We start from the raw sequence: 22,282 nt of genomic DNA on the forward strand, positions 1-22,282 counted from the left end.
CAAACGTGCAAAAAAACGCGAGCCTTAAACATCGAACCTCTGGAGAAGCCCAATGTTAATTCTTATCGCAGGACCGGTACGCAGCGGCACCAATGGCAATGAAGTGTTAATTCATGAAAACATTAAGAAATTAGACCAGATTGCCCTGCAGGTCTACCAGCGCGGACATACGCCGGTGATTGGTGAGTGGCTGGCGTTGCCGCTGGCGAGCGCCGCCGGTTCGCAGACAATTGGCGATGAAATCAGTGAATCTTTTCTCTATCCGGTGGCGCATCGTTTGATTCACTGTTGCGATGCTATTTTACGCATTCCGGGCGCGTCGCAGGGGGCTGATAACGATGTGCGGATTGGCAAGGAGCGGGGAATGGCGATCTTTACCCAACTGGATGAGATTCCGGTGATTGAGAGTTAGATTAAGCGTGGTCGCCATGAATGGCGACCCGATAAAAATATCATTTATTACTCGTGATAGATCTGGCTGCGTCCGCCATCAACCAGGATATCGGTGGCATTGATGAAGCGCGCTTCGTCCGAGGCGAGAAATAGCGCGGTATATGCCACTTCCTGCGGTTCACCAATTCGTTTGCACGGTAGCAAAGCGGCCTGCCGTTCACGCTCGGCTTGCGGATCGGGACAGCTTGCCAGCCAGGCTTCAGCGGCGGGCGTCATGATCAAACCCGGAGAAATGCTATTAATGCGAATGCCCTGGCTGGCGTACTCCACGCCCAGCGAACGCGTGAGGCCAATCAAACCGTGCTTGGCAACCGGATAGGGAAACGCGCCGGGAATGATTTTGTGCCCATGTACCGACGCGACGTTAACGATATTGCCGTACTGGCGCGCCAGCATGCCCGGCAGCACGCTGCGGATCAGGTTGTAGGGTCCTTTCAGATTGACCTCCATACAGCGCTGCCAGTCGTCATCCTCCAGTGCCAGCGGATCGCGAAACACATTCACGCCCGCGCAGTTGATCAGAATATCAATCGGGCCCAGCGCTTGCTGCGCTTCGCTCACCGCCCGCTGCACCTCCTCGGGTTGCGTGACATCTGCGCTATAGGCAATACAGTGTTGACCACTTTGCTGCTGCAACTCTGCCGCCAGCGCTTCGGTGGTTTCACCGTCAAGATCGAACAGCGCCACGCGAGCACCTTGTTGCGCAAACAGTGTAGCGATTGCGCTGCCTATGCCGCTGCCAGCCCCGGTGATAATCGCGGTTTTATTAGCTAATCGTGATGACATAATCGCCTCCTTATGAAGATGCCGGTAATGCCAGCCAGTCTGGGAAGTACAACGTGCGCTCGCCGCGCTGCACAGTAATCATTGGCCATTCGCCACTGCGCGTTAAGGCTTCGCAGCCCTCAGCGGTAAGTAAAAAGGTATCTTCGCTTTTTACGCCGCTGAGCGTGGGATTCCACGCCACGGCAATATCAGGCTGAATATCGCCGCGCGTATCTGGCGTTAGGAGCACGTCGCGGCAACCATAACCCGCCGGGCCGCCCTGATGATGATCGCGCCACGCATCGCCATGTCCGTGCCGCTGATAGGCATCTTTAATTGCCTGAAATAGCGTTGACCAGCTTTGGCCCGGCTGCGTTGCACAGAGAATATCGGCGTGGATCTGGCACAAGGTGTTGAGGTGCTGGCGTAACGCGGGACCAGGTTCGCCAATATGCACTAACCGCGTCAGGCTCACGTGCAGCCCGTGGCGCTCGGCGCCGAGCGTGATCAGCATGTGTTGTTGCAGCTTTTTCTGCGTGGGCACCGGATGTTTGAACGCGCTAATACGCTCATCAGCCGCCACTAAGGTGCACATCGGACGAATACCGCGTGCCAGACAGGCTGCGACAATCTCGGCCTCTACCTGCCATTCCGTCACGCCTGCTTGTAACTGACGCGCCACGCCTTCGACAATCTGCGCGGCTTCACGCCCCAACGCTTTAAATCGCTGCTGCTCGTTGCTGTTCAGGCCCTGTCGCAGCGCCACCATCGCTTGTTGAATATCAGACATGTCGTTTTGCGGCGTATCGCTGCCGAATTTGCCCTCAGGCAACAGGGTATTTAACGATTGAAACCACGGATAGCTCAGCGTTTCACAGGCAAACGGCAGCGATTCTTCGGCGAGGATACGCGGCATCTCATTTTCAGGGGCGAGCAGTAAAACCTTGTCCTGCGTGATGAGCAAGCTGGCCACGCCGACTTCGGCGCGTTCCACTACGTAAAAACTGGCACCTTCGGTCAGCCAGGCGATGTTATCGCGCCGGGTAAGCAGCACACCATCGAGCTGCCAGGAGGCGAGTGCACGCTGCAGGCGGGATAATTTTTCACTCATAAGCGTGCTCCTTGCTCTCGCTCTGCTGCGTATGCAATAGCAATTCAGCAGCACGGTGAGCCACCGCCATCACAATAGCATTGGTGTTGCCGCTGATAATGTTGGGCATCATTGAGGCATCGACCACGCGCAGGCGGTTAACGCCGCGCACGCGCAGGTCATCGTGTAACACCGCCAGCGGATCGTTATCGTGGCCCATGCGGCAAGTGCCGACCGGGTGATAGCCGGTTTTCACCATGCGCTTGCAGTGTTCGGCAATCTTTTCATCTGAAGTAATCTCTGCACCGGGGAAGATCTCTTGCTGCACCATCGCACCGATGGGCGTCGCGGTGATGACCTTACGCGCAAAACGGAAACCGGCGATGGTGCGCGCCAAATCGTCGGGATGACCAAAGATTTGTGTATCGATAATCGGCAAGCTGCTGGCGCTGCTATCGCGCAGCGTGACCTCGCCGGTCGCTTTGGGGCGCAGCAGCAGCGAATTGACGGTAACGCCATGGCCGGGATCGGCGCCCATCACGTCGCGGTCGAGATACACCGTAGGCACGCAAAACATCTGAATCGTTGGCGTGGCGCCGAAATCGATTGGGTCAAAGAAGGCGCAGGTTTCCACGCCGGTGGTGGTGACCGGACCGGTTTTGAACAACATATATTGCAAGCCGGCTTTGACCATCGGCCAGCCACGATCCTGACCATAATAGCCAAACGCACCGTTGGTGCTGGCCACCACCGGCACTTCATAGTGATCCTGCAAATTCTTGCCGACACCCGGCAAATGCTGACGCAGCGTGATGCCATGCTGTTTTAGCTGGGCTTGTGGACCGATGCCGGAGAGCATCAGCAGCTTCGGCGTTTGATAGGCACCGGCAGCCAGAATCACCTCTTTACGCGCGCAGGCACGTTGCGGATGGCCATCCTGTGTGTAGCGTACGCCGCTGGCATTTGCGCCCTCAAACAGGATCTCTTCTACCTGCGCGCCGGTGACGATGGTCAAGCGCGCGTCATGGCGCAGCGGCGTAATAAAGGCATCCACCACGCTGCAGCGCTGGCGCGTCTGACCGTTAATGGTGTGCTGCATAAAGCCTACGCCAAACGGATTGCCGGTATTGAAATCCGGCGTGTAAGGAATGCCCAATCCCTGCAGAGTTTTCACATAAGCGCGGCTCAGAGGGCTGAAGTGGCCGAGATGCGACACTTTCATTGGCCCGCCGACGCCGTGATGGGGCGCACCGAGATGATCGTTATCCTCGATGGCGGTAAAGTGCGGCAGCAGCGCATCCCACGACCAGTCGATGCCCTGATTGCCAAGTGCGCTGTTCCAGTCGGCGTAATCCTGGCGATGGCCGCGCATATACACCATCGCATTGACCGTCGAACCGCCGCCTAACACTTTCGCCTGCGGCACAATCACGCCGCGTCCGTTGAGCTGTGGCTGCGGCTCGGTCTGGTGCATGGTGAGGAATTTGTCGCTGGCGAGAAACTTCATGTAACCTGCGGGCATCTTTAGCACCGGGTGATACTCATCGCGCCCGGCTTCCAGCAGCAGCACGCGCGCATTGCCTTCCGTGACTAACCTGGCGGCGACAATACAACCGGCGCTGCCGCCGCCCACCACAATGTAATCAAACTCTTTCATGGTTATCTCTTTACTCTGAAGCGACAGAATCTAAACGGCGCAGGCGCTGCGCCTCGGGATTATGCTGCTCGCCGGGATCCAGCGGGCTGAGCAGGAAGCACCAGGAAACCAGAGCGCTGATCAAGTACAAAGCGGCGTAACCCCACACCACGCCCGAGGTGCCAAACAGCGCGTTGAAGGCACCATAGAGCGCTGGGCCAAAGAAAGTGGAAAGCCCGGCAGCAAAGCAGTAAATCGCCATCGCGTTACCTTTATCTTTTGGCTGGCACAGGGAAGAGAACAGCGCGGCAGCGGGAACATAGCCGCACAAGGTGATGCCATATAAACACGCGCAGATGACGCTGAGGACAAAGCTGCCGTGGCTCCACTGCGGCACAAAATACATCAGCAACATTGAGATGCCGGAGCCGAGTCCACCAAATACTGTCAGCACTTTGCGCCAGCCGATGCGATCGCTGAGCTTGCCGACAATGGGATTAAAACTCATGCCGACTAAACCCATGATGGTGATCAGGCTGAGGTATTCGGTTTGCGTAAATCCGATCTGCTCGGTGAAAAAGCCTGGCAGGAAAATAAAGAAGCCGAAGTAAGGCGTGGTGTTGATGATGCGCACTACGGCAGCGGCGGCGATGCGCGGTTCACGCCACAAAATATCGATGCCGCCCATTAGCGTACGCGCAACGCTCTGCTGACGGTGTTGCTTATCGAGCAACGACTGATAGCCGCTGCGTTCTTTCAGCGCGATCACCATGACCAGCAACCCCAACGCGACCAGCCCAAGCGAAAGCCAGAACGTGGCATATTCACCAATCAACTGTATTGAGAAGATCGCCACCAGCGATCCCAGCGTGGGCAAGCCGCCGGTAAACGCCAGCCAGAACCAACCGGTTGCTGAACCGCGCATATCGGCGGGTGCGGCGGCCTGAATCCACACCAGAAACGCATAGGCAAACATGGGGTAGGCAACGCCGCGCAAACCGTAGGTTAACGCCAGCAAGGCCACGCTATGGGAAGGCAAGGCGATGGCGAGGAACAGCACTTCAAACACAATCCAGATCACACCGCCTGCCAGCATCACTTTGCGCGGGCCAATGAGTGTGGAGAGCGAACCGGCCAGCCACGAACCGAGCGTAACGGTGACGCCGTAGAAGGCGATCACCGCCGCCGCGATATTGAGTGAGAAACCATTTTCATGCAGGTAAGGCGCGAGATAGTTCGACTCTACGCCATCGCCAATCATAAACAGCAATACAGCGACGTAGCCCCAGGCCAGCGCGGGTGGAATGCCGAGGCGTATCAGCCACGGATGGTTTGCAGGTGATGTTGTCATGTTCAATGTCTCTTGAGAGGTGAGGATATTTTTTTGTTATTGGGATGAGCACGAACTTTAAGGCAACGGTAGTAAAGAGGATGGCGAAACCATCACAAAAGACAGTAAACTCTGTTTAGTAAACGGGGCAAATTAGGTGTGATGGAGACAAAATGAAGCTGGTTGGTTTGAACAATTTGCAGGTGCGAAAACATAATAAGGCGCTGTTTATGTCGCTGATGTGGCGGCATAAACAACTCAGTAAATCTCAATTGGCACTCCTCAGCGGCTTAACCATTCCAGCCACCAGCAAAATTTTGCAGGCGCTGCTGGATGAAGGAAAACTGCAACACTCTGAGGCGCTGATGAGCGCACGCGGTAACAGCAATGGCAGTTTTCAGCTGCCATCCAACGGAGCCTGGACGCTGTGTTTATGCGTCAAGCCGAGCAGCATTGAACGGCAACTGGCCGATGCGCAGCTGGTAGCGCAGGGAGAATTTGAGCAAGTCGCTATCAAAGCGGAAACGCCGGAAACATTGCTCAGTGAGATTGAGGCGGTGTGGCGGAAGACCTGCAAACAGTGGCCGAAGCGACGCATTAATCTGGCGCTGGCAGTGCATGGTCAGGTCGATCCGGTCACCGGTGTGTCACAGCATATGCCGCAAGCCGCGTGGAAAACGCCGTTGCAGTTAAAATTTCTGCTGGAGGAGAAGCTCGGCGTGGAAGTGCGTGTGGATAACGACTGCGTGATGCTGGCGCTGGCTGAGAAGTGGTTAAATCGCAATGCGCTCAGCGAATTCTGCGTCATCAATGTGGATTACGGCATCGGCTCATCATTTGTGATCAACGGTGAGATTTTTCGCGGCAATTTGTACGGCAGCGGACAAATCGGCCACACCATCATTGAGCCGAACGGTCAGCGCTGCAGTTGCGGCCGTCAGGGTTGTCTGGAAACGGTGGCCTCACTCAGCACCTTAAAACAGGCGGCTCATCAGCGCGATCCTGAAGCGCCGCAGCCCAGCAGCACGCAGTTATTGCAAGCGTGGCAAGCGGGCGAACCCTGGATTGTAGCGTGGGCACAGCGCGCCGCCGAAGCGATTGGTATGAGCTTATATAATTTTCTCAACACGCTGAATATTAATCAGATTTGGCTATATGGTCGCAGCTGTACCTTTGGTGACAGTTGGTTGCAGACCATTGTGCGGCAGATCGATTTCAATCCGTTCGATCCGCGTGATGCGTTGAAAAGCAAAGGCACCAATGTGCATTTTGGTCAGCTGGATCGGTCGCGGCAGGTGCTGGGGATTGGTTATTTGTATGTGGAGGCGGAACCCAGTGCGGCTTGAGAGCGTGGTCGCCATAAATGGCGTAATGCTAGTCAGTTAAGAAACCATGTTGCTTTGAACATGTAGCGGGCTCTGACACATCTGCTGCGTCACGGGCCGTCCTCGCGCCGCTTACGCGGTACCTTCGGCTTCCACGTTGTGCCGACGGATCGTTCGGGGATCGGCCGTCCTGGCCGGCCCCGAACTGCCTCACGCATCCATGCGTGAGGCTCATGGCACAACGTAAAAGCCTCAGCGCTGCGGATAGCCCTTTTGCCGCAGCAGTCGCGCCAGCGCCTGAAGCGAATGAGCCCTTTTAACAATATGCACTGAAGTTGATGAGCAGGCCGGGGGCCCTTTTGGGCAGGCAATCCGCAGCGCTGAACGCAGCGAGGAAGCCAGGAGAGCCCGCAGGACGCGGGCGAAAGGCGGAGCCGGAACAAGGAGGTTCCGTCTCCGCCGGTCCGTCAGGCAGACGAGCGGAGTGAAGGTACCGCGCTAGCGGCGTGAGGACCGCCGGACCAAAAGTGTCCCCGGCCTGCGCACTCCTCGTTGGCTTAACTGACAAGCATTACGCCATAAATGGCGACCTACACAATAGCTTTCAGACCTGCGCCATACCGCCATCGACGAACAGCTCAGCGGCGTTAATAAAGCTGGACGCATCGGACGCTAAAAACGCCACCACTTTGCCAATTTCGTCAGGTTCGCCAAGACGACCTAACGGCACCTGCGCCGCCAGCGCATCAAACAATCCTTGCTGCTGATCTTCCGGCACCAAACCACCCAAACCTGGCGTGCGCACCGGGCCGGGACTCACAACGTTAACGCGAATACCGCGATCTTTCACATCCAGCGCCCATGAGCGGGCAAAGTTGCGCACCGCGGCTTTACTGGCGCTGTATACGCTGAATCCGGCAGTACCCTGAACCGATGTGGTGGACGAGGTGAGGATCACCGAGGCGTTGTCACTCAGTAGTGGCAACGCCTTCTGCACGGTAAACAGCACGCCGCGCACGTTGGTGCCAAAGATACGGTCAAAATGCTCTTCGGTGATGGCGCCAAGCGGCAGCATGTCGCCGCCACCGGCGTTGGCGAACAGGATATCGAGGCGGCCTGCTTGTTTGGCGATTTCTGCGTAAACGTTGTCGAGGTCGCTTAGCACCGCAGCATCAGCGCGAATACCGCTGGCGCTGGCACCGATGCTGGCGACTGCCGCATCAAGCTCCGCCTGACGACGACCAGTGATAAACACGCGAGCGCCTTGTGTCGCCAACTCCTGCGCGGATGCCAGACCAATGCCAGTTGTGCCGCCGGTTACCAATGCGATTTTGCCGTTGAGTGCGTTCATGTTTGCTTCTCCAATGGGTGATGAGGTTTTGATGACTGCGTTGCAGTGCATGAGAAGCAATCTATCTTCACGGCGTTTGCTGATAAATGGTGTAAAATCGAAATGACTATTTCTGTGTGTGGATAATTAAAGGCGGCGGAAAACAGCATGGATCAGTTAATGGCGATAAAGGCCTTTGCGCGCGTCGTCGAAGCGGGCAACTTTACGCGTGCGGCGGATTCGCTCGATATGCCGAATGCCACGCTGAGCAAACTGGTGCAGGAACTGGAAGCGCATCTCGGCATTCGCTTGCTGCAACGCACCACGCGGCGCGTCACGGTGACGCCAGAAGGGCGCGATTACTATGAAAAAGCGCTGCGCATCGTACGCGATTTGGAAGATATCGATCACTCGTTTAATGCGGAAAGCGCCAAACCTGGCGGCTATCTGCGTATTGATATTGGCGGCTCAACCGCGCGCGATGTGTTGATTCCGGCGCTGCCCGATTTCATTGCCCGCTATCCGGACATTCGTATCGATCTTGGCGTTGCGGATCGCGCGGTGGATTTGATCAGCGGTAACGTCGATTGCGTGATTCGCGGCGGTCCGCTTAGCGATTCGTCGCTGGTGGCGCGTCATTTGGGGGATGCGGAGATGATTACCTGCGCCGCGCCGGGCTATCTGAAAACCTATGGCGTACCGGCTTATCCGCAGGAGCTGAAAAATGGTCATCGCATGGTGAGCTATTTGTCACCGCAGAGCGGCAGGGCGTTTCCGTTTCGTTTTACCCAGGGCGAAGAGCAGCTTGAGATTAAGAGTGAGCATCGGATTGGCGTCAATGAAAGTAACGCGCATTTGGCGGCAGCGGTTGCGGGTTTAGGGATTATTCAGACCTTCCGCTATGCAGCGGCAGCAGATTTACAGGCAGGGAAATTGGTTGAGATTCTGGCGGCGTGGCGTCCGGGGAATTATCCGTTTCATGTGGTTTATCCGCAGAATCGTCATCTTACGCAGCGATTACGGGTATTTATCGGATGGCTGAGGGACGTGGTTCCTGAACGATTGAACGGGTAGAGCGGGATCGCCACGAATGGCGACCCCAAAGATGATTATAGCGTGCCGGTGCCGCCATCAGAGCACCACACCTGGCCGGAGGTGAAGCTGTTTTTCACATCGGCAAACGTGACGTACAGCGGGGCGATTTCAGCCGGTTGTCCCGGACGACCCAGCGGTGCGGATTCACCGAACTTCTCCACTTTCTCTTGCGGTTGTCCGCCGCTCACCTGGAGCGCGGTCCAGTATGGGCCAGGCGCAACCGCGTTGACGCGAATCTGCTTTTCACCCAGCTGTTTCGCAAGCGCTTTGGTAAACGCGACAATCGACGCTTTGGTCTGCGCATAATCCAGCAGGATCGCGCTTGGCTGATACGCCTGCACGGACGAGGTGTTGATGATGGACGATCCAGCTGGCAGATATTTCAGCGCCGCTTTGGTGATCCAGAACATCGCATAGACGTTGGTCTTAAAGGTGGCGTCAAAATCTTCAGTAGAGAGTGTCAGGATGGATTCATTAAACTGCTGACGTCCGGCGTTATTCACCAGAATATCCAATCCGCCTAGCTGCTCAGCCGCCTGATCCACCAGCTTCTGACAGAACTCTTCCGAACGAATATCACCCGGAATTGCCACCGCTTTGCGGCCTTCGGCTTCAATCAGTTTTACCACTTCTGCCGCATCAGCCTCTTCTTCCGGCAGGAAGTTGATGGCGACATCAGCGCCTTCGCGGGCATAAGCAATTGCCACGGCGCGGCCAATACCGGAATCACCGCCGGTGATGAGCGCTTTACGACCGGTCAATTTACCGGTACCACGATAGCTGGTTTCACCATGATCGGGACGGGGATCCATTTTGCTCGCCAAACCCGGCATCGGTTGCGTCTGCTTTTTAAATGGCGGAACCGGATACGTTTCAGTAATAAGGGTTTTATTTGTGGTTTGCGATGTCATATATATCTCCTTGTCGCATGGGGTGAATAAACTAAGCCTGGCATAAATGTGATGTTTGTCACGTTAGAAAGTGAGCAATCAGATTTATTAAGACGAAACGGTAAACGAAAGAGGTTTAGAAAGTGGCAGCAGTAACGTGAGGTAATTGACAATATTTATCTAGGTGCGACTGCAGAAGGGGATAATGCTTAGGGCGTCCGTGCCCTGGCGGATTTCCAAGGTGCTATGTGCTATTTAAAACATGGTTGGCTACTTCTTGCCGCCTTTCTTACCTGCTTCTGATGCTTTAGCGGGGTCATCTTTGAAACTACCACCGCTTTTTTCTCCGCCTTTTTTACCGGCTTCTGATGCTTTCTTTTTATCGTCAGCAAAATTACCGGAACCGCCTCTATGCTCAGCCATAAAACATCCTCTCGTGAGTTGTTGTTGCATGGCGGAAATAAGGGCTTCAACGCCATGCCCGTGCTGCAATTTAAGATTAGCGAGGTTCGGATTAATCACAAGCGGAGCGGAAGTGATTATTTATTGCTCGCTGGCGGGATGTTAATAAAATAAGTGCCGCTATAAGGAATGGGTAAGAAATCACGAAAAATCTGCTGCAGGGTCTTTTCGGGTTCCAGGTCCGCAAACAGCTGTGGATAGAGTGTTTTAGCCATAAATTCTGTCGCCGCAATGTGCCACGGACTGAGGTAGAAATTCATCCAGATCACCGCCGAGTGACCATTTTTCAATGCCGATAATTCGCGTAAACCGTTTTGCTGCGCGGTGAGCTGTTTGAAACTAGTCAGCACGGTTTCAGGTGCCACGTCTGGCCCTAATTTCAGTAAGCCCTGCGAGGCGTTATCGCCAAAGCCGGTAGCAAAATAGTACTGCGGCTGAGCGGCAATCACGCTCTCTTCACTCAGGCGACCAAACACGCCGTGCTGGGTTTTGTTGGCGATATTGTCGCCGCCCGCCGCGTTGAGTAATTCGCCGAGGCTGCCGTTGATCGCCGTCACGCAACATTCGTTACGGCGTCCAAGATGCAGTTGCAGCAGCACCGACGGTTTCGCGCCCTGATAGCTGGCTAAGCGATCATGAATCACCTGCATATGCTGCTGGTAGAAACGATTAAACGCTTCTGCCCGCGCCTGCTGATTCAGCACTTCGCCAAATATCTCCACGCTGCGGCGGGTGTTTTTCAGCAGATGCACGCGCAGATCGATCTTCACCACCGGAATGTGCGCCGCTTTCAGCATGGTGACCAGGCGCAGGTCGGCATCATCGTAGCGTGCCAGACTCGGCAAAATCACCACGTCCGGTTTCAGCGCCAGAATCTGCTCGGGATTAATGGCGTTCGGCCCGCCGGCACCCAGCGACGGGATTTTCAGCATCTGGGGAAAGTGACGGGCAAAACTGTTCCAGGTTTGGCTGTCGTACTTCTTCAGATCCTGCGGCCACGCCACAATGTGCTGAAACGGATCGCCGGGCTCCAGTAACGCCAGCGTATACAGCATGCGGCTTTCACCCAGCACGATACGCTGCGGACGATCGGGGATCTCAACGCGATTGCCGTCGATATCGGTGATGGTTTTTGCCCAGGCCACGCTGCTGAGTACCAGTAGAAAACAGGCCAGCACTACCAACATCGGGCCGGACAAGCCAGGCGCACGTCGTACAAAAATCGAATCAGAATTCAACGCTGGCCTCGAGCATCAGGTTGCGGGTTTCTCCTTCACGCACGCGCAGATTGCCGCCGCTGGAGGTGTAATAGTGTTTGTTGAACAGGTTATTCAGATTGAGCTTCAGCTGGGTTTTCTCGCCAAACAGCTGATTGTTCCAGGCGACAAAGCTGTCCGCTACCACATAATCGGGCAGGGTAAAGCTGTTTTCCGGATCGCCGGCGCGCGTTCCCACATAGCGCGCACCGCCGCCTACGCGGAAATCGCCCGGAATGCCGGAGATCGCCAGATTATGGCTCAGATAGAGCGCGCCTGCGTGGCGCGGCGCATTCTGCAGGCGATTGCCGTTATTAGCCGCGTTAACACCGTCATCCACGATCTCGGCTTTGTCATAGCTGTAGTTGGCGCTGAGATCCCAGCCCGGCAGCACTTCGCCATTTAACTCAAATTCCGCGCCGCTGGAGCGCGCTTTATTGATGGCGCGCGTGGTGCCGTTAATGCTTAGCGACATATCGCGCTCGTTGATGCGATACAGCGCGACGCTGGCGAACAGCTTCGGTGAAATCTGCCACTTGCTGCCCACTTCCCATGTGGTGCCCTGTTCCGGTTTACCGACGTTGCCATCATCATCAACATCGGTCGATGGTGTGAAGGATTTACTCACGCTGGTGTAGAGCGAAACGTCCGGCGTCACTTTGTAGATCAAACCGGCCTGCGGCAGGAATTTGTTGCCTTCGCTGTCCAGCGTTTGCACCACCGGATCAAAACCTTTCGAGGCGCGTTGCTCGTAATGCTGATAGCGTCCGCCCAGCACTGCAATCCAGTTTTCCGTCAGGCTGATGCTGTCTTTGGCATAGATTGAACGGCTGTGCGTGCGGTTGAGGTTATTGGCATTGGCGCTGTTTTCGGTGCTGCTGTTGGTAACAGGCGACAGAATATCGTACTGCGGATCGGTGAAGTTGAAACCGGTGTTGGCTTTGCCCTGATACTGATGCGCGCGATAGGTTTGGATCATCTCGTAATCGGTGCCCAGCACCAGATCGTGCGTCATCCCAAACACTTGCTGTGAGCCGATCACGTCCCACGAAACGTATTTGGTTTTATGGTTAAAACCGCGATTGGCATCGGCACGACGCGTCACCACGCCAGTGTTGGCATTGACCGCCGTGACGCGCACTTCATTATTATCGTATTGACGCTGGTTCCAGCCGAGCGTGACGCGCGTGCTCCAGTCATCATTAAACTGCCAGTCATAATGGGCGTTGAGGGTTTTGTTGTGGCCCCATGCATGGTTGGCTTTGTCATCCAGACGATCTTTGTAGCCCATATCCAGCGGCTTACCGTTGATGAATGCGGTGCCACGATCGTAAGGAATGTCGTACTGATAATCTGAATAGCTAATCAGGAAGCTGGCTTGCTCACCAAACCACTGCAGCGAGGGCGCGATCAGCGTGTGCTTTTCGCTGCCGAAATTGCGCCAGTAATCCTGATTCTGTTTTTCCGCAATCAGGCGGAAGGCGAAGCCGTTGCCAAGCGGTCCGGTGACATCCACCGTGCCCGCGCCACCGCCTTCACTGGAGGTTCGGCCGCTGACTTTGCTATGCCACTCATACTGTGGCTTTTTGCTTATCACATTGATTACGCCACCCGGATTCTGGATGCCGTACAGCAGCGATGCAGAGCCTTTCAACACTTCAACGCGCTCTGTGGTGGCATCAAAGTTCAAACCCTGGCTGCTGCGCACGCCATCGCGATAAATCGAACCATCCGAGTTGCTGCCAAAGCCGCGACGCACGAAGCCATCTTCGGTGCCAGCCAGCGTGTTGCCTTCTGTAACGCCGCTGACAAAACGCATCGCATCGGCAAGGCTCGACGCCTGATAATCCTCCAGCTGCTGCTGCGTTACCACGCTGACCGACTGTGCCTGGTTAATGCGCGGCGTGGAAGTTTTACTGCCAATCGCGCTATTAGTGACGTTGTAACCTTGTGCATTATCTTCCTGCGCCGAAACCGTGAGCGTGTTGCTCTCCTCTGCGGCAAAACTGCTGGTGGAACCCCAAATGCTGACGCCGTAAATCGCAGCCAGAATGGCGGGATGGCGTTGAGATTTAAAAGCCGACGGCTTGTTGTTATTCATTCTTTATTAACCTGGTGCAATGCAATTGAGAATCATTCAACCATGTTGTAATGTAGTAGTAAATGGAAATGATTACGAAGCTGTTACATTTTTATTATTATAAATTCATTGGCTTACATCTTAATTCTAAGTAGTAAGTGGGTAATTCACTACAAACCTTCAGTAAAACTCTCACATTTTAAAGAGCAATCAGCAGATGAGTCGAAATAGCATTAAAAGTCGTGTGGATGTGCTGGGTGAACGCTATCGGTTGCGCGCACCGACATTATCATCCGGTCTGCAAGCGGTGGCGCGGTACATCCACGACCATCGCGAGGTGGTGTTAGATGCCACGGCGCTGGAAATTGCCAGGGCCACTAACACCTCGGATGCGACGGTGGTACGCGCGGTGCAGGCATTAGGTTTTGCCGGTTTGCGCGATTTAAAAACCACGTTAAACGCCTGGTTTGGACCGGCGATGAACTCTGAAGAGAAGATGAGCGCCACCGTCAGCGAACTGTCGTGCGATATCAATTCCGGCATCGATTTTGTGTTGAGCGGCCATAAACATGCCTGCGATGCGCTGTCCGAACCGCACAATCGTGAAGCCGTCGCCAAAGCGGTAACGCACTTGATTGGCGCGCGTCAGGTGGCGCTATTTGGCATTAATGCCTCCGGAATTTTGGCGGATTACAGCGCGCGTCTGTTCACGCGCATTGGTATTCCGGCGGTAACGCTCAATCGCTCTGGGATTGCGCTGGCGGAACAGTTGATTGGGCTGCAACGCGGCGATGTGCTGATTATGATGGCGCAGAAGTCGGCGCATCGTGAAGGCATGACCGCGCTGAAAGAGGCGAAGCGTCTCGGCATGCCGGTGATTTTGCTCACTAATGCGCTTGATTCGGCTTTCGCTAAACAGGCGGATGTCATTATTAACGTGCCGCGCGGTGGCGAGAATGGTCGCATGCCGCTGCACGGAACGGTGTTGGTGTGTCTGGAGATGTTGATATTGTCGGTGGCTTCCGCGACCTCATCGCGCACGGTAAAAACCATGAAGCGTATTCAGGATCTCAATCGATCGCTGAAGCCATCCGGCAAAAAGTAACGCTATTTGCTGGCGCTGCTGTTTACAGCGGCGCGTTTGCCAAAGCCGTTGCTGGTCACCAGCCACACCGCGCAAACAATCAGCAGCGAACCGCCGATAAAGCCCTGATTGATCTGCTCGCCCAACACTAACCAGCCCCACAAAATCCCGAACGGCGGAATCATAAAAGTGACGGTCAGCGTGCGCAGCGGGCCAATATCGGCCAGCAGACGGAAATAAATAATGTAGGCCAGCGCGGTACAGATAAACCCAATCGCCAAAATAGAAGCCCACACTTCCGGGATTTGCCAGCTGCTGGCGTGCGTTTGCGGAGCACTAAAGGCAAAGACCGGCAGTAAAAACAGCGATGCACCCAGTTGGCTGCCAAAAGCCACTTTGGTGGCATCCAGTCCGCCGCGTGCACCAATCCAGCGCTTAGTCAGAAAACCGGCAAATCCATAACAGGCGGTGGCAACCAGGCAAGCCAAAATCCCCCCGATTAAAGTGCTGCTCAGATGCGCTTCGCCGGTGGTGCTGATGATAATGATGCCGCTGAATCCGGCTATCATGCCGAGAACTTTGGTGATCGTCAGTTTTTCATCGAAAAATGCCGCACCAATGATTACGCCCATTAACGGTGTGGTGGCGTTAAGAATCGCGGAATAGCCCGCCGGTAGCACGCGCGCCGCCAGACAATACATCAGGAACGGAATCGCTGAGTTGATAACGCCCAGCAGCATCGCCCAACCTAATTTGCCCTCAAAGCGGCGTGGAATGCGCATCATCGCCATGATGATCAATAAACCCAACATGCCGCAAAACACGCGTAAAAACGCGGTGTTCACCGCGCCCAGCGCCGGTACCGCAATGCGCATAAACAGAAAACTGGCACCCCAAATCCCCGCTAAAAGCAGCAGCCGCAACAAATCCGATGTTCGCATAAGTTTCACAATTGTTAAGAAAGAGTCGCGCACAGAATAGCAAATAACCCGCTCCGTCGGGCCGCTATTAACGGCGACTGATTACCGCTTTGCAGAAATATTCCCACGTAGCGCAATCATCAGGTAGTATTTAGGAATTGATCATTTCCTAAATATGCGGAGAGCGAAAATGTCAGCATCAGTTATCAAACACGCACAGGGCTGGACGCAGCCATTCAACGCGTTAGACGGATTTTCCCATCATTACGCCACGGTAGACGGCGTGCGTTTGCACTACGTCAGCGGCGGCAATGCTAATGGAGAAACGTTGCTGCTGCTGGCGGGATTTCCGCAAAGCTGGTTCGCCTGGCGCCAGGTGATGGCGCTGCTGGGCGATCGCTATTTCATTATCGCGCCGGATTTAGCCGGTCAGGGCGACTCGGATAAACCGCTCAGCGGCTACGACACTACATCGCTGGCGCAGAATGTACAGGGCTTGATGCAGCAATTGGGTCATGAAAGCTATTACCTCGCCGCGCACGACGTCGGCGCGTGGGTTGCCTGGCCGTATGCCACGCTGTTTAGCGATCAGGTGAAGAAATTGGCGCTGCTTGATGCCGGTATTCCTGGCGTGACGTTGCCAGAATCGCTGCCCGCGACGCCGGATAAAGCGTGGAAAACCTGGCACTTCGCGTTTCATCTCTTACCGGATTTGCCGGAGGCGCTGATAGAAGGGCGCGAAGCGATCTATCTCGAATGGTTCCTGAAACGCAAAGCGGCCAGTCCGATGGTGTTTGGCGATGAGGACATGGCGGAATATACCCGTTTGTTACAGCAGAAGGGCGCGATACGCGCCGGAATGGCGACTTATCGTGAAGTGACGGTTTCGGCGGCGCAAAACCGTGCGTTGCTGAAAGAACGCGGCAAATTAGCGTTGCCGTTACTGGCGATCAGCGCCGATCAGGGTTCGATTCCGGATATGGCATTGCCATTGCGTGAATTCGCTGCGGATGTGACGGGAATTAAGATCGCGCACTGCGGTCACTTCATTCCGGATGAGCAACCGCAGGCGCTGGCAGAGGCGTTGAGTGAGTTTTTTAATTAAACGTCAGGTCGCCATGTCTGGCGACTAAACACCGCTCAATCAAAACGACATCGTCACACCGGCATAATAGGCGCGGCCCGGTTCGTTATAGGTCGAAGCACCCGAATTTTCGCGGTAAAGGCGTTTATCAAACAGGTTATTGATACCGGCATTGGCGCGCAGGTTTTTGCTGATGTCGTAATTGACGTTCAAACCAAACACCGAATACGGGCTGATTTCCTGCGTCGTCATGCTCGAGGTATCGATATTGGTCTCAACATTTTGACGCGGTTTCTGGCGGCCATACTGCGTCCAGTTGATGTTGGCGCTAAGCTCCTGCGTCGCCTGCCACTCCAGCTGCGAGTTGATGGTGAATTCCGGGATCACCGACAGCGGATTGCCGGTTTTCTTGCTCTCGGAGCGGAACATGTAGGTGGCGTTGGAGCGCCATTCCAGCGTATCGGCGATCAAAGGAATAGTCAGATTTCCTTCCAGTCCTTCCACAATCGCTTTGCCGCCGTTTTCCCAGCGCAGCACGTTGTAAACCGGGCGAGTGCTGGAATAAACCGGCTCGGTGCCCGACACAATCTTGTTCTTATAGTCATTGCGGAACCAGGTGATGCCCGCAACGTAGCCCTGGTTGCTGAACTCCAGTCCAATCTCTTTGTTGACGCTGGTTTCTGCATCAAGATCGTTGTTCCCCAGCAGATAACATTGGCTGAGCCCAATCGGGCAGCCGTTGCCGCGCGTGGAGAGCAGATACCCCGGCGTTGACTGATACAGGTTTGGCGCTTTAAACACCCGTGCAATACCGGCCTTCAGGGTGAAATAGTCGCCCAGACCTTGTGAGAGGTTCAGGCTTGGGCTCCAGTTGGCGCCAAACTGATCGTGATAATCAAAGCGCAGGCCAGGAATCACTTCGGTGCTATCGGTGGCGGCAATGTTGTCTTCGAAGAACAGTGAACTGATGGTGGCGCTGTTCTTACTGCTGCGCTGCGATGGATCGCCCGAACTGCCTGGCAAATTCACGCCGGTCGCGCTGGCCGCAAGCATTGATGCTGGATCGTTCAGCTCATCGCGGTTCCACTCCGCGCCCAGCGTCACGGTTTGATCGACCAGCAGCTGCAGCGGGAAGTTGATCTCTCCGCCCGCGCGATAGCTTTCCAGGCGGCTGGTGGCGTACGTATCGCTGTTGATCATTCCTTCAGTACGCCCGGCAGTGCCTTCCTGCAGGCGAGTGTTATTGGTTTTCTCGTAGTTGAAATTGAGCTTCGAGGTTCCCCAATCCCAGATACCGTTGTGCGCGATGCCGTAGCTCTGGCGATACATGCGGTTAGTTTCATCACCGTACAGCGACTCCACTAAACCGTCGGTGCTGGCGTTGCTGTTACTGTTCTGCGTGTCACCGGCATAAATATTGCCCTGACGGCTGTAGCCCCAGGAGAAGTCGATGATTTGCAGCGGCGTGATTTTCCACGACAGCACGGTATTGATGTCTTTGTTGCGCACGCCTTCACGGCCCGCCGCGTATGAACCGTTTTCTGCGGTGTTGATATCGAACGCATCGGCATCGGTGCGGTTGAGGTTGCCGTACAGGCGCATGGTCAACGCATCACCGGCCAGCGGGCCGCTGAGATTGAAGTTAGCGCGTCGGGTATCGCCTTCTTTGCTATTTTCCGGCTGGCTGGTGTACAGCGACAGCGAGCCGTGCCAGTCGTTGGTGGGACGCTTGGTGATGATGTTCACCACGCCGCCCGCCGCGCCAGAACCGTATCGAGCAGCGGCCGGGCCTCGAATCACTTCAATGCGCTCAACCATTTCAGCTGGCACCCAGTTGGTATCGCCGCGTGAATCACGCTCGCCGCGCCAGCTGTAGCGCACCGAGTTACGAGAGGAAACCGGCACGCCATCGATCATCACCAGGGTGTTTTCCGGGCCCATGCCACGGATATCGATTTGCCGGTTATTGCCGCGGCTGCCGCTGGCGCCGTTACCGGTAAGGTTTACGCCGGGCATTTTGCGAATGATGTCGGAGAGATCGTTAACAGGGGGATTTTTTTTGATGTCTTCAGCGGTGATGGTGGACACGCCCGGTTGCTGTTTCAGCTCCTGCTCGGCGGTGACGATCATTGATTCATCGTCAGCCAGCTTTTCGGTGGTTTCAGCTGCAAAGGCAGGCGACGTTAGCATTCCCGCTAAAAAAAGCGCAATTGGACGCTTTTTGCCACGCATGGTTACATTCACTTAAGTTTTCTCCCTGTAACGTTAACAATTGTAAGTAAATGCGCATGATAATGATAACGTTTCTCATTGTCCATTCAGTGAGACGGCAACATGCCTGACAATACAAACCTTTACAAAGGTTGTTCGGTTGCGGGATATGAGTTGCGGAGAGGGGAATTTCTCATTTGCTTAGAAGAAACCGTTATGAGTAAGAAGAAATGTGTCGATGAATACTGGATAAGCAGGCTATTGATTCACTAGCAAATTCTGAATTCTGCTGAGTGTTACGTGCCAAATCTGGGGCGGAAATCCCGCCTTGCAACCGTGCCTCCGGCTATTGCCATATTTCGGCAATAGATATGTTTTTTTCGCATTTGTGATTGTTATCTATCTTCCAGAGAATGCTAATCGGGACGTAAATACCCGTCATAATTTCAGCCGCAACTGCGTTGGCTTCGCGTGTTCACCCCAGTCACTTACTTAAGTAAGCTCCCGGGGATTCACACACTTGCCGCCTTGTTGCAGCTGGAATTATTTAGGGTATATGAGGATGACAATTCCACTCACCGCACGCCGTTCGCGCGAGGTGAGTCAGGAGACAAAACCATCGCTACCTCAACGCCTTTTCCCTGTGGGGAAACTTTTTATAAATCAGGAGAAAGGTTCCAGTGAAATTCGCCAAAGGCATGACTCTTCTTGCGCTCGCGCTGAGTGCACACACCGCGTTCGCCGCCGATGAAAACGTCCCAACTGACAGCTCAATCCACGTGCAGGCCGATCCTGCGCTGAAAAGCCTGCTGCCTGCGGATGTGGTGAAACGTGGCTACATTGTTGCCGGAACCAACCCCAACACGCCGCCAACCACCTTCTATAAAGAAGACAACAAAACGCTGGCCGGCCGTGAAATCGATATCATGAATGCCGTGGGCGAGCGTCTGGGAATCCAGGTTCAGTGGCGCGACACCGGTGGTTTCGACAACATCATTCCAGGCCTGAAAACTGGTCGTTACGATGTGGCGCTCTCCAATATCAACGCCACGCCAGCGCGTGCCAAAATCATCGACTTCGTAGGTTATTACGATGCCAGCCGCCTCGGCATTATCTCGCGCAAAGATGCCAACATCGCGCCATTCAAAGAACTGGCCGATGTCTGTGGTAAAGAAGTGGGCGCCGGTTCCGGTACCACCCAGGTTACGCGCCTTGAAGACGCCAGCAAAGCCTGTGAAGCGGCAGGTAAAAAGCCAATCAAAGTCTCCGTCTTCCCGGATCGTCCAGCTGGCGTGCAGGCGGTGGTAAGCGGTCGCGTGCCAATGTTCCTCGGCCCGTATGAAGGTTTGCTGTGGCAGGTGAAGGTGATTAAACCGCTGACCATGAGCGGTGAGATCACCGTCCATGACGCACCCGTTTCCGTCGCTTTCCCGAAAGATTCCGCGCTGGAGCCCGCCGTACAGGCCGCGCTTAACTCGCTGATCAAAGATGGCAGCTACAACAAGATCCTCGACAACTGGGGCATCGGCTTTGGTGCTGTTAAACAAGCCAAACGCAATCAGGAAATCTTTCAATGAGTGACATTCACGACCACACCGGCGATTTGAAAATCGTCGGCAAACGTTACTACGGACGCTGGCTGAGTGCGCTGGTCGTGTTGTTGTGCGTGGTGGCGATGGCGAACTCGATGATTAACAATCCACGCTTCGAATGGAGCGTGATTGCGGAGAACTTTACCGGCGAATCGATCCTGCAAGGCGTATTAATGACGCTGCAGCTTACCGCGATCTCTGTGGTGCTGGGTTTTGCCTTCGGTACGGTGCTGGCGCTGATGCGCCTCTCCTCCAATCCGGTGCTGGTGGGCGTGAGCTGGTTTTACACCTGGTTCTTCCGTGGTGTACCCATGTTGGTGCAACTGTTCCTGTGGTATAACATCGCGGCGCTTTATCCCACCATCGCTCTGTCGATTCCGGGCCTCGGCGAAGTCTGGAGTACGCAATCGAACGCGCTGGTGAGCCCATTTAGTGCGGCAGTGATCGCGCTGGTGATGCACCAATCTGCCTATGCCGCCGAAATTGTGCGTGCGGGTATCCAAAGCGTCGGCAACGGCCAGCTGGAAGCCGCGCGTGCGCTCGGCTATCGCCCTTCGCAGATTTTCCGTCACACCGTGCTGCCGCAGGCGATGCGCGCCATCATGCCGCCCGCCGGCAACGAAATCATTGGTCAGCTGAAAACCACGGCGGTGGTCTCGGTGATCTCGCTGCAGGACGTGCTGTTCTCGGCGCAGATTATTTACCAGCGCACCTATGAAGTGATTCCGCTGCTGCTGGTGGCTACCTTGTGGTATCTGCTGATGACTTCGGTGCTGTCGGTGGGTCAGTTCTATGTGGAACGCTATTTTGGCCGTGGCGTTTCGCGCCGGGAAAAACGCAGCCTGTTGAAATCGCTGCCGGGCTTATCAGCGCCAAAAGCAGAAAGGAGCGTCAGCAATGGGTGAAGCGATCGCCTTACGTAAAGTCACTAAGCGCTTCTCTGGCGTCACCATTCTGGATGACGTGAATCTGGATATTCCGGCCGGTTCAGTCACGGTGATCCTTGGGCCGTCGGGTTCGGGGAAATCCACGCTGCTGCGCTGCATAAACCACCTGGAAAAACTGGATGGCGGCACCATTCGCATCGGCGGCGAGATCATCGGCTATAAGCAGAAAGGCCAGGCGCTGTACGAGCTAAGCAGCGGTGAAGTTGCACGTCAGCGTGCCGAAATCGGCATGGTGTTCCAGCAATTCAACCTGTTCCCGCACCGTACCGTGTTGCAAAATATCGTCGATGCGCCGATGCGCGTCAAGAAGCAGAGCCGCCAGCAAGCGACCAGCAAAGCGCTGTCGCTGCTGAAACAAGTAGGTTTGTCAGGCCGCGAAGATGAGTGGCCGCAGAATCTCTCCGGAGGACAGCAGCAACGTGTGGCGATTGCCCGCGCGCTGGCGATGGATCCCGGCGTAATGCTGTTTGATGAACCCACTTCAGCGCTCGATCCCGAACTGGTTGGCGAAGTGCTGCAGGTGATCAAACAGCTGGCGCACTCCGGCATCACCATGGTGGTGGTGACGCATGAGATTGGTTTTGCGCGCGAGGTTGCTGACAACATTGTGTTTATGGAAAGCGGCAAAATCGTGGCGGCGGGGCCAACCCAGCAAGTGCTCGACGACCCGGAAAACGGGCGCGTAAGAAACTTTATTGCAACGGTGCTTTAGGCACCGTTTTTCTTTTTTGA

General features: G+C 55.1%; 19 protein-coding genes. 8 read left to right on the top strand and 11 right to left on the bottom strand.

All coding sequences use genetic code 11. The features are described 5' to 3' along the window. Nucleotides 1-52: 52 nt before the first annotated feature. Complete coding sequence (locus tag PO881_RS22355; protein ID WP_277975270.1) at nucleotides 53-412, top strand: NUDIX hydrolase; 360 nt, start codon at nucleotides 53-55, stop codon at nucleotides 410-412. 47 nt (nucleotides 413-459) lie between these two features. Here the strand turns inward: PO881_RS22355 and PO881_RS22360 are convergent, their stop codons facing one another. The 4 genes from PO881_RS22360 to PO881_RS22375 are packed head-to-tail and all read right to left on the bottom strand — an operon-like array spanning nucleotide 460 to nucleotide 5,295. Continuing rightward, complete coding sequence (locus PO881_RS22360; RefSeq protein ID WP_280173038.1) at nucleotides 460-1,239, bottom strand: SDR family oxidoreductase; 780 nt, start codon at nucleotides 1,237-1,239, stop codon at nucleotides 460-462. A 10-nt stretch (nucleotides 1,240-1,249) separates the two neighbouring features. Beyond that, on the bottom strand, nucleotides 1,250-2,329 hold the full coding sequence (locus PO881_RS22365; protein ID WP_280173039.1) for a M24 family metallopeptidase: 1,080 nt from the start codon (nucleotides 2,327-2,329) through the stop codon (nucleotides 1,250-1,252). Then, the gene (locus tag PO881_RS22370) at nucleotides 2,322-3,965 is read right to left on the bottom strand and encodes a GMC family oxidoreductase N-terminal domain-containing protein (protein WP_280173040.1); all 1,644 of its coding nucleotides are present in this window, start codon (nucleotides 3,963-3,965) and stop codon (nucleotides 2,322-2,324) included. The genes PO881_RS22365 and PO881_RS22370 overlap by 8 nt, the downstream gene beginning before the upstream one ends. Nucleotides 3,966-3,975: 10 nt before the next feature. Continuing rightward, nucleotides 3,976-5,295, bottom strand: a complete 1,320-nt coding sequence (locus PO881_RS22375) for an MFS transporter (protein WP_110867180.1) — start codon at nucleotides 5,293-5,295, stop codon at nucleotides 3,976-3,978. 152 nt (nucleotides 5,296-5,447) lie between these two features. On the opposite strand from PO881_RS22375, the gene PO881_RS22380 reads away from it, so the two are divergent. Next, nucleotides 5,448-6,620 carry an ROK family protein gene (locus PO881_RS22380; RefSeq protein WP_280173041.1) on the top strand — a complete coding sequence of 391 codons (1,173 nt, stop codon included), beginning with the start codon at nucleotides 5,448-5,450 and terminating at the stop codon, nucleotides 6,618-6,620. A 583-nt stretch (nucleotides 6,621-7,203) separates the two neighbouring features. On the opposite strand, the gene PO881_RS22385 is transcribed toward PO881_RS22380, so the two are convergent. Beyond that, nucleotides 7,204-7,950: an SDR family oxidoreductase gene (locus PO881_RS22385; RefSeq protein ID WP_110867182.1), complete on the bottom strand. Its 747-nt coding sequence runs from the start codon at nucleotides 7,948-7,950 to the stop codon at nucleotides 7,204-7,206. A 147-nt stretch (nucleotides 7,951-8,097) separates the two neighbouring features. Between PO881_RS22385 and PO881_RS22390 the strand changes: the two genes are divergently transcribed. Beyond that, on the top strand, nucleotides 8,098-9,003 hold the full coding sequence (locus tag PO881_RS22390) for a LysR family transcriptional regulator (RefSeq protein ID WP_280173042.1): 906 nt from the start codon (nucleotides 8,098-8,100) through the stop codon (nucleotides 9,001-9,003). Nucleotides 9,004-9,038: 35 nt separating this feature from the next. Here the strand turns inward: PO881_RS22390 and PO881_RS22395 are convergent, their stop codons facing one another. The 4 genes from PO881_RS22395 to PO881_RS22410 form a co-directional block, all read right to left on the bottom strand. Continuing rightward, nucleotides 9,039-9,935, bottom strand: a complete 897-nt coding sequence (locus PO881_RS22395; RefSeq protein WP_101761337.1) for an SDR family oxidoreductase — start codon at nucleotides 9,933-9,935, stop codon at nucleotides 9,039-9,041. A 249-nt stretch (nucleotides 9,936-10,184) separates the two neighbouring features. Further along, nucleotides 10,185-10,337 (bottom strand): KGG domain-containing protein, encoded by a 153-nt coding sequence (locus PO881_RS22400; RefSeq protein WP_101761338.1) that lies wholly within the window; start codon nucleotides 10,335-10,337, stop codon nucleotides 10,185-10,187. 116 nt (nucleotides 10,338-10,453) lie between these two features. Further along, on the bottom strand, nucleotides 10,454-11,563 hold the full coding sequence (locus PO881_RS22405) for an ABC transporter substrate-binding protein (RefSeq protein WP_280173309.1): 1,110 nt from the start codon (nucleotides 11,561-11,563) through the stop codon (nucleotides 10,454-10,456). Nucleotides 11,564-11,603: 40 nt separating this feature from the next. Beyond that, nucleotides 11,604-13,733, bottom strand: a complete 2,130-nt coding sequence (locus PO881_RS22410) for a TonB-dependent siderophore receptor (protein ID WP_280173043.1) — start codon at nucleotides 13,731-13,733, stop codon at nucleotides 11,604-11,606. Between the two features lie 196 nt (nucleotides 13,734-13,929). Here PO881_RS22410 and PO881_RS22415 point away from each other — a divergent pair, with 196 nt between their 5' ends. After that, nucleotides 13,930-14,817 carry a MurR/RpiR family transcriptional regulator gene (locus PO881_RS22415; RefSeq protein ID WP_280173044.1) on the top strand — a complete coding sequence of 296 codons (888 nt, stop codon included), beginning with the start codon at nucleotides 13,930-13,932 and terminating at the stop codon, nucleotides 14,815-14,817. A 2-nt stretch (nucleotides 14,818-14,819) separates the two neighbouring features. On the opposite strand, the gene PO881_RS22420 is transcribed toward PO881_RS22415, so the two are convergent. Further along, complete coding sequence (locus PO881_RS22420; protein ID WP_280173045.1) at nucleotides 14,820-15,737, bottom strand: DMT family transporter; 918 nt, start codon at nucleotides 15,735-15,737, stop codon at nucleotides 14,820-14,822. 169 nt (nucleotides 15,738-15,906) lie between these two features. On the opposite strand from PO881_RS22420, the gene PO881_RS22425 reads away from it, so the two are divergent. Then, nucleotides 15,907-16,821: an alpha/beta hydrolase gene (locus PO881_RS22425; protein ID WP_280173046.1), complete on the top strand. Its 915-nt coding sequence runs from the start codon at nucleotides 15,907-15,909 to the stop codon at nucleotides 16,819-16,821. A 39-nt stretch (nucleotides 16,822-16,860) separates the two neighbouring features. Here the strand turns inward: PO881_RS22425 and PO881_RS22430 are convergent, their stop codons facing one another. Next, the gene (locus PO881_RS22430; RefSeq protein WP_280173310.1) at nucleotides 16,861-19,032 is read right to left on the bottom strand and encodes a TonB-dependent siderophore receptor; all 2,172 of its coding nucleotides are present in this window, start codon (nucleotides 19,030-19,032) and stop codon (nucleotides 16,861-16,863) included. Between the two features lie 659 nt (nucleotides 19,033-19,691). Here PO881_RS22430 and PO881_RS22435 point away from each other — a divergent pair. From PO881_RS22435 to PO881_RS22445, 3 genes are read left to right on the top strand one after another with little or no spacing between them, the layout of a single operon-like run. Beyond that, on the top strand, nucleotides 19,692-20,588 hold the full coding sequence (locus tag PO881_RS22435) for an ABC transporter substrate-binding protein (RefSeq protein WP_110867191.1): 897 nt from the start codon (nucleotides 19,692-19,694) through the stop codon (nucleotides 20,586-20,588). Continuing rightward, a complete protein-coding gene (locus tag PO881_RS22440; RefSeq protein ID WP_280173047.1) occupies nucleotides 20,585-21,508 on the top strand; it encodes an amino acid ABC transporter permease in 924 nt (307 codons plus the stop codon). Before PO881_RS22435 ends, PO881_RS22440 begins: the two co-directional genes overlap by 4 nt. Further along, complete coding sequence (locus PO881_RS22445) at nucleotides 21,501-22,262, top strand: amino acid ABC transporter ATP-binding protein (RefSeq protein WP_280173048.1); 762 nt, start codon at nucleotides 21,501-21,503, stop codon at nucleotides 22,260-22,262. The genes PO881_RS22440 and PO881_RS22445 overlap by 8 nt, the downstream gene beginning before the upstream one ends. The last annotated feature ends 20 nt before the right edge of the window (nucleotides 22,263-22,282 follow it).

The sequence above is a fragment of the Pantoea sp. SS70 genome, assembly GCF_029866845.1.
Lineage (GTDB): Bacteria > Pseudomonadota > Gammaproteobacteria > Enterobacterales > Enterobacteriaceae > Pantoea > Pantoea leporis.

What these genes read in the sequence shown, in the direction of transcription:
- PO881_RS22390 (WP_280173042.1), top strand. Translation starts at nt 8,098, where the DNA reads ATGGATCAGTTAATGGCGATAAAGGCCTTTGCGCGCGTCGTCGAAGCG.
- PO881_RS22400 (WP_101761338.1), bottom strand. Translation starts at nt 10,337, where the DNA reads ATGGCTGAGCATAGAGGCGGTTCCGGTAATTTTGCTGACGATAAAAAG.
- PO881_RS22445 (WP_280173048.1), top strand. Translation starts at nt 21,501, where the DNA reads ATGGGTGAAGCGATCGCCTTACGTAAAGTCACTAAGCGCTTCTCTGGC.
- PO881_RS22425 (WP_280173046.1), top strand. Translation starts at nt 15,907, where the DNA reads ATGTCAGCATCAGTTATCAAACACGCACAGGGCTGGACGCAGCCATTC.
- PO881_RS22410 (WP_280173043.1), bottom strand. Translation starts at nt 13,733, where the DNA reads ATGAATAACAACAAGCCGTCGGCTTTTAAATCTCAACGCCATCCCGCC.
- PO881_RS22430 (WP_280173310.1), bottom strand. Translation starts at nt 19,032, where the DNA reads ATGCGTGGCAAAAAGCGTCCAATTGCGCTTTTTTTAGCGGGAATGCTA.
- PO881_RS22415 (WP_280173044.1), top strand. Translation starts at nt 13,930, where the DNA reads ATGAGTCGAAATAGCATTAAAAGTCGTGTGGATGTGCTGGGTGAACGC.
- PO881_RS22355 (WP_277975270.1), top strand. Translation starts at nt 53, where the DNA reads ATGTTAATTCTTATCGCAGGACCGGTACGCAGCGGCACCAATGGCAAT.
- PO881_RS22420 (WP_280173045.1), bottom strand. Translation starts at nt 15,737, where the DNA reads ATGCGAACATCGGATTTGTTGCGGCTGCTGCTTTTAGCGGGGATTTGG.
- PO881_RS22395 (WP_101761337.1), bottom strand. Translation starts at nt 9,935, where the DNA reads ATGACATCGCAAACCACAAATAAAACCCTTATTACTGAAACGTATCCG.
- PO881_RS22405 (WP_280173309.1), bottom strand. Translation starts at nt 11,563, where the DNA reads ATGTTGGTAGTGCTGGCCTGTTTTCTACTGGTACTCAGCAGCGTGGCC.
- PO881_RS22380 (WP_280173041.1), top strand. Translation starts at nt 5,448, where the DNA reads ATGAAGCTGGTTGGTTTGAACAATTTGCAGGTGCGAAAACATAATAAG.
- PO881_RS22360 (WP_280173038.1), bottom strand. Translation starts at nt 1,239, where the DNA reads ATGTCATCACGATTAGCTAATAAAACCGCGATTATCACCGGGGCTGGC.
- PO881_RS22365 (WP_280173039.1), bottom strand. Translation starts at nt 2,329, where the DNA reads ATGAGTGAAAAATTATCCCGCCTGCAGCGTGCACTCGCCTCCTGGCAG.
- PO881_RS22440 (WP_280173047.1), top strand. Translation starts at nt 20,585, where the DNA reads ATGAGTGACATTCACGACCACACCGGCGATTTGAAAATCGTCGGCAAA.
- PO881_RS22370 (WP_280173040.1), bottom strand. Translation starts at nt 3,965, where the DNA reads ATGAAAGAGTTTGATTACATTGTGGTGGGCGGCGGCAGCGCCGGTTGT.
- PO881_RS22375 (WP_110867180.1), bottom strand. Translation starts at nt 5,295, where the DNA reads ATGACAACATCACCTGCAAACCATCCGTGGCTGATACGCCTCGGCATT.
- PO881_RS22385 (WP_110867182.1), bottom strand. Translation starts at nt 7,950, where the DNA reads ATGAACGCACTCAACGGCAAAATCGCATTGGTAACCGGCGGCACAACT.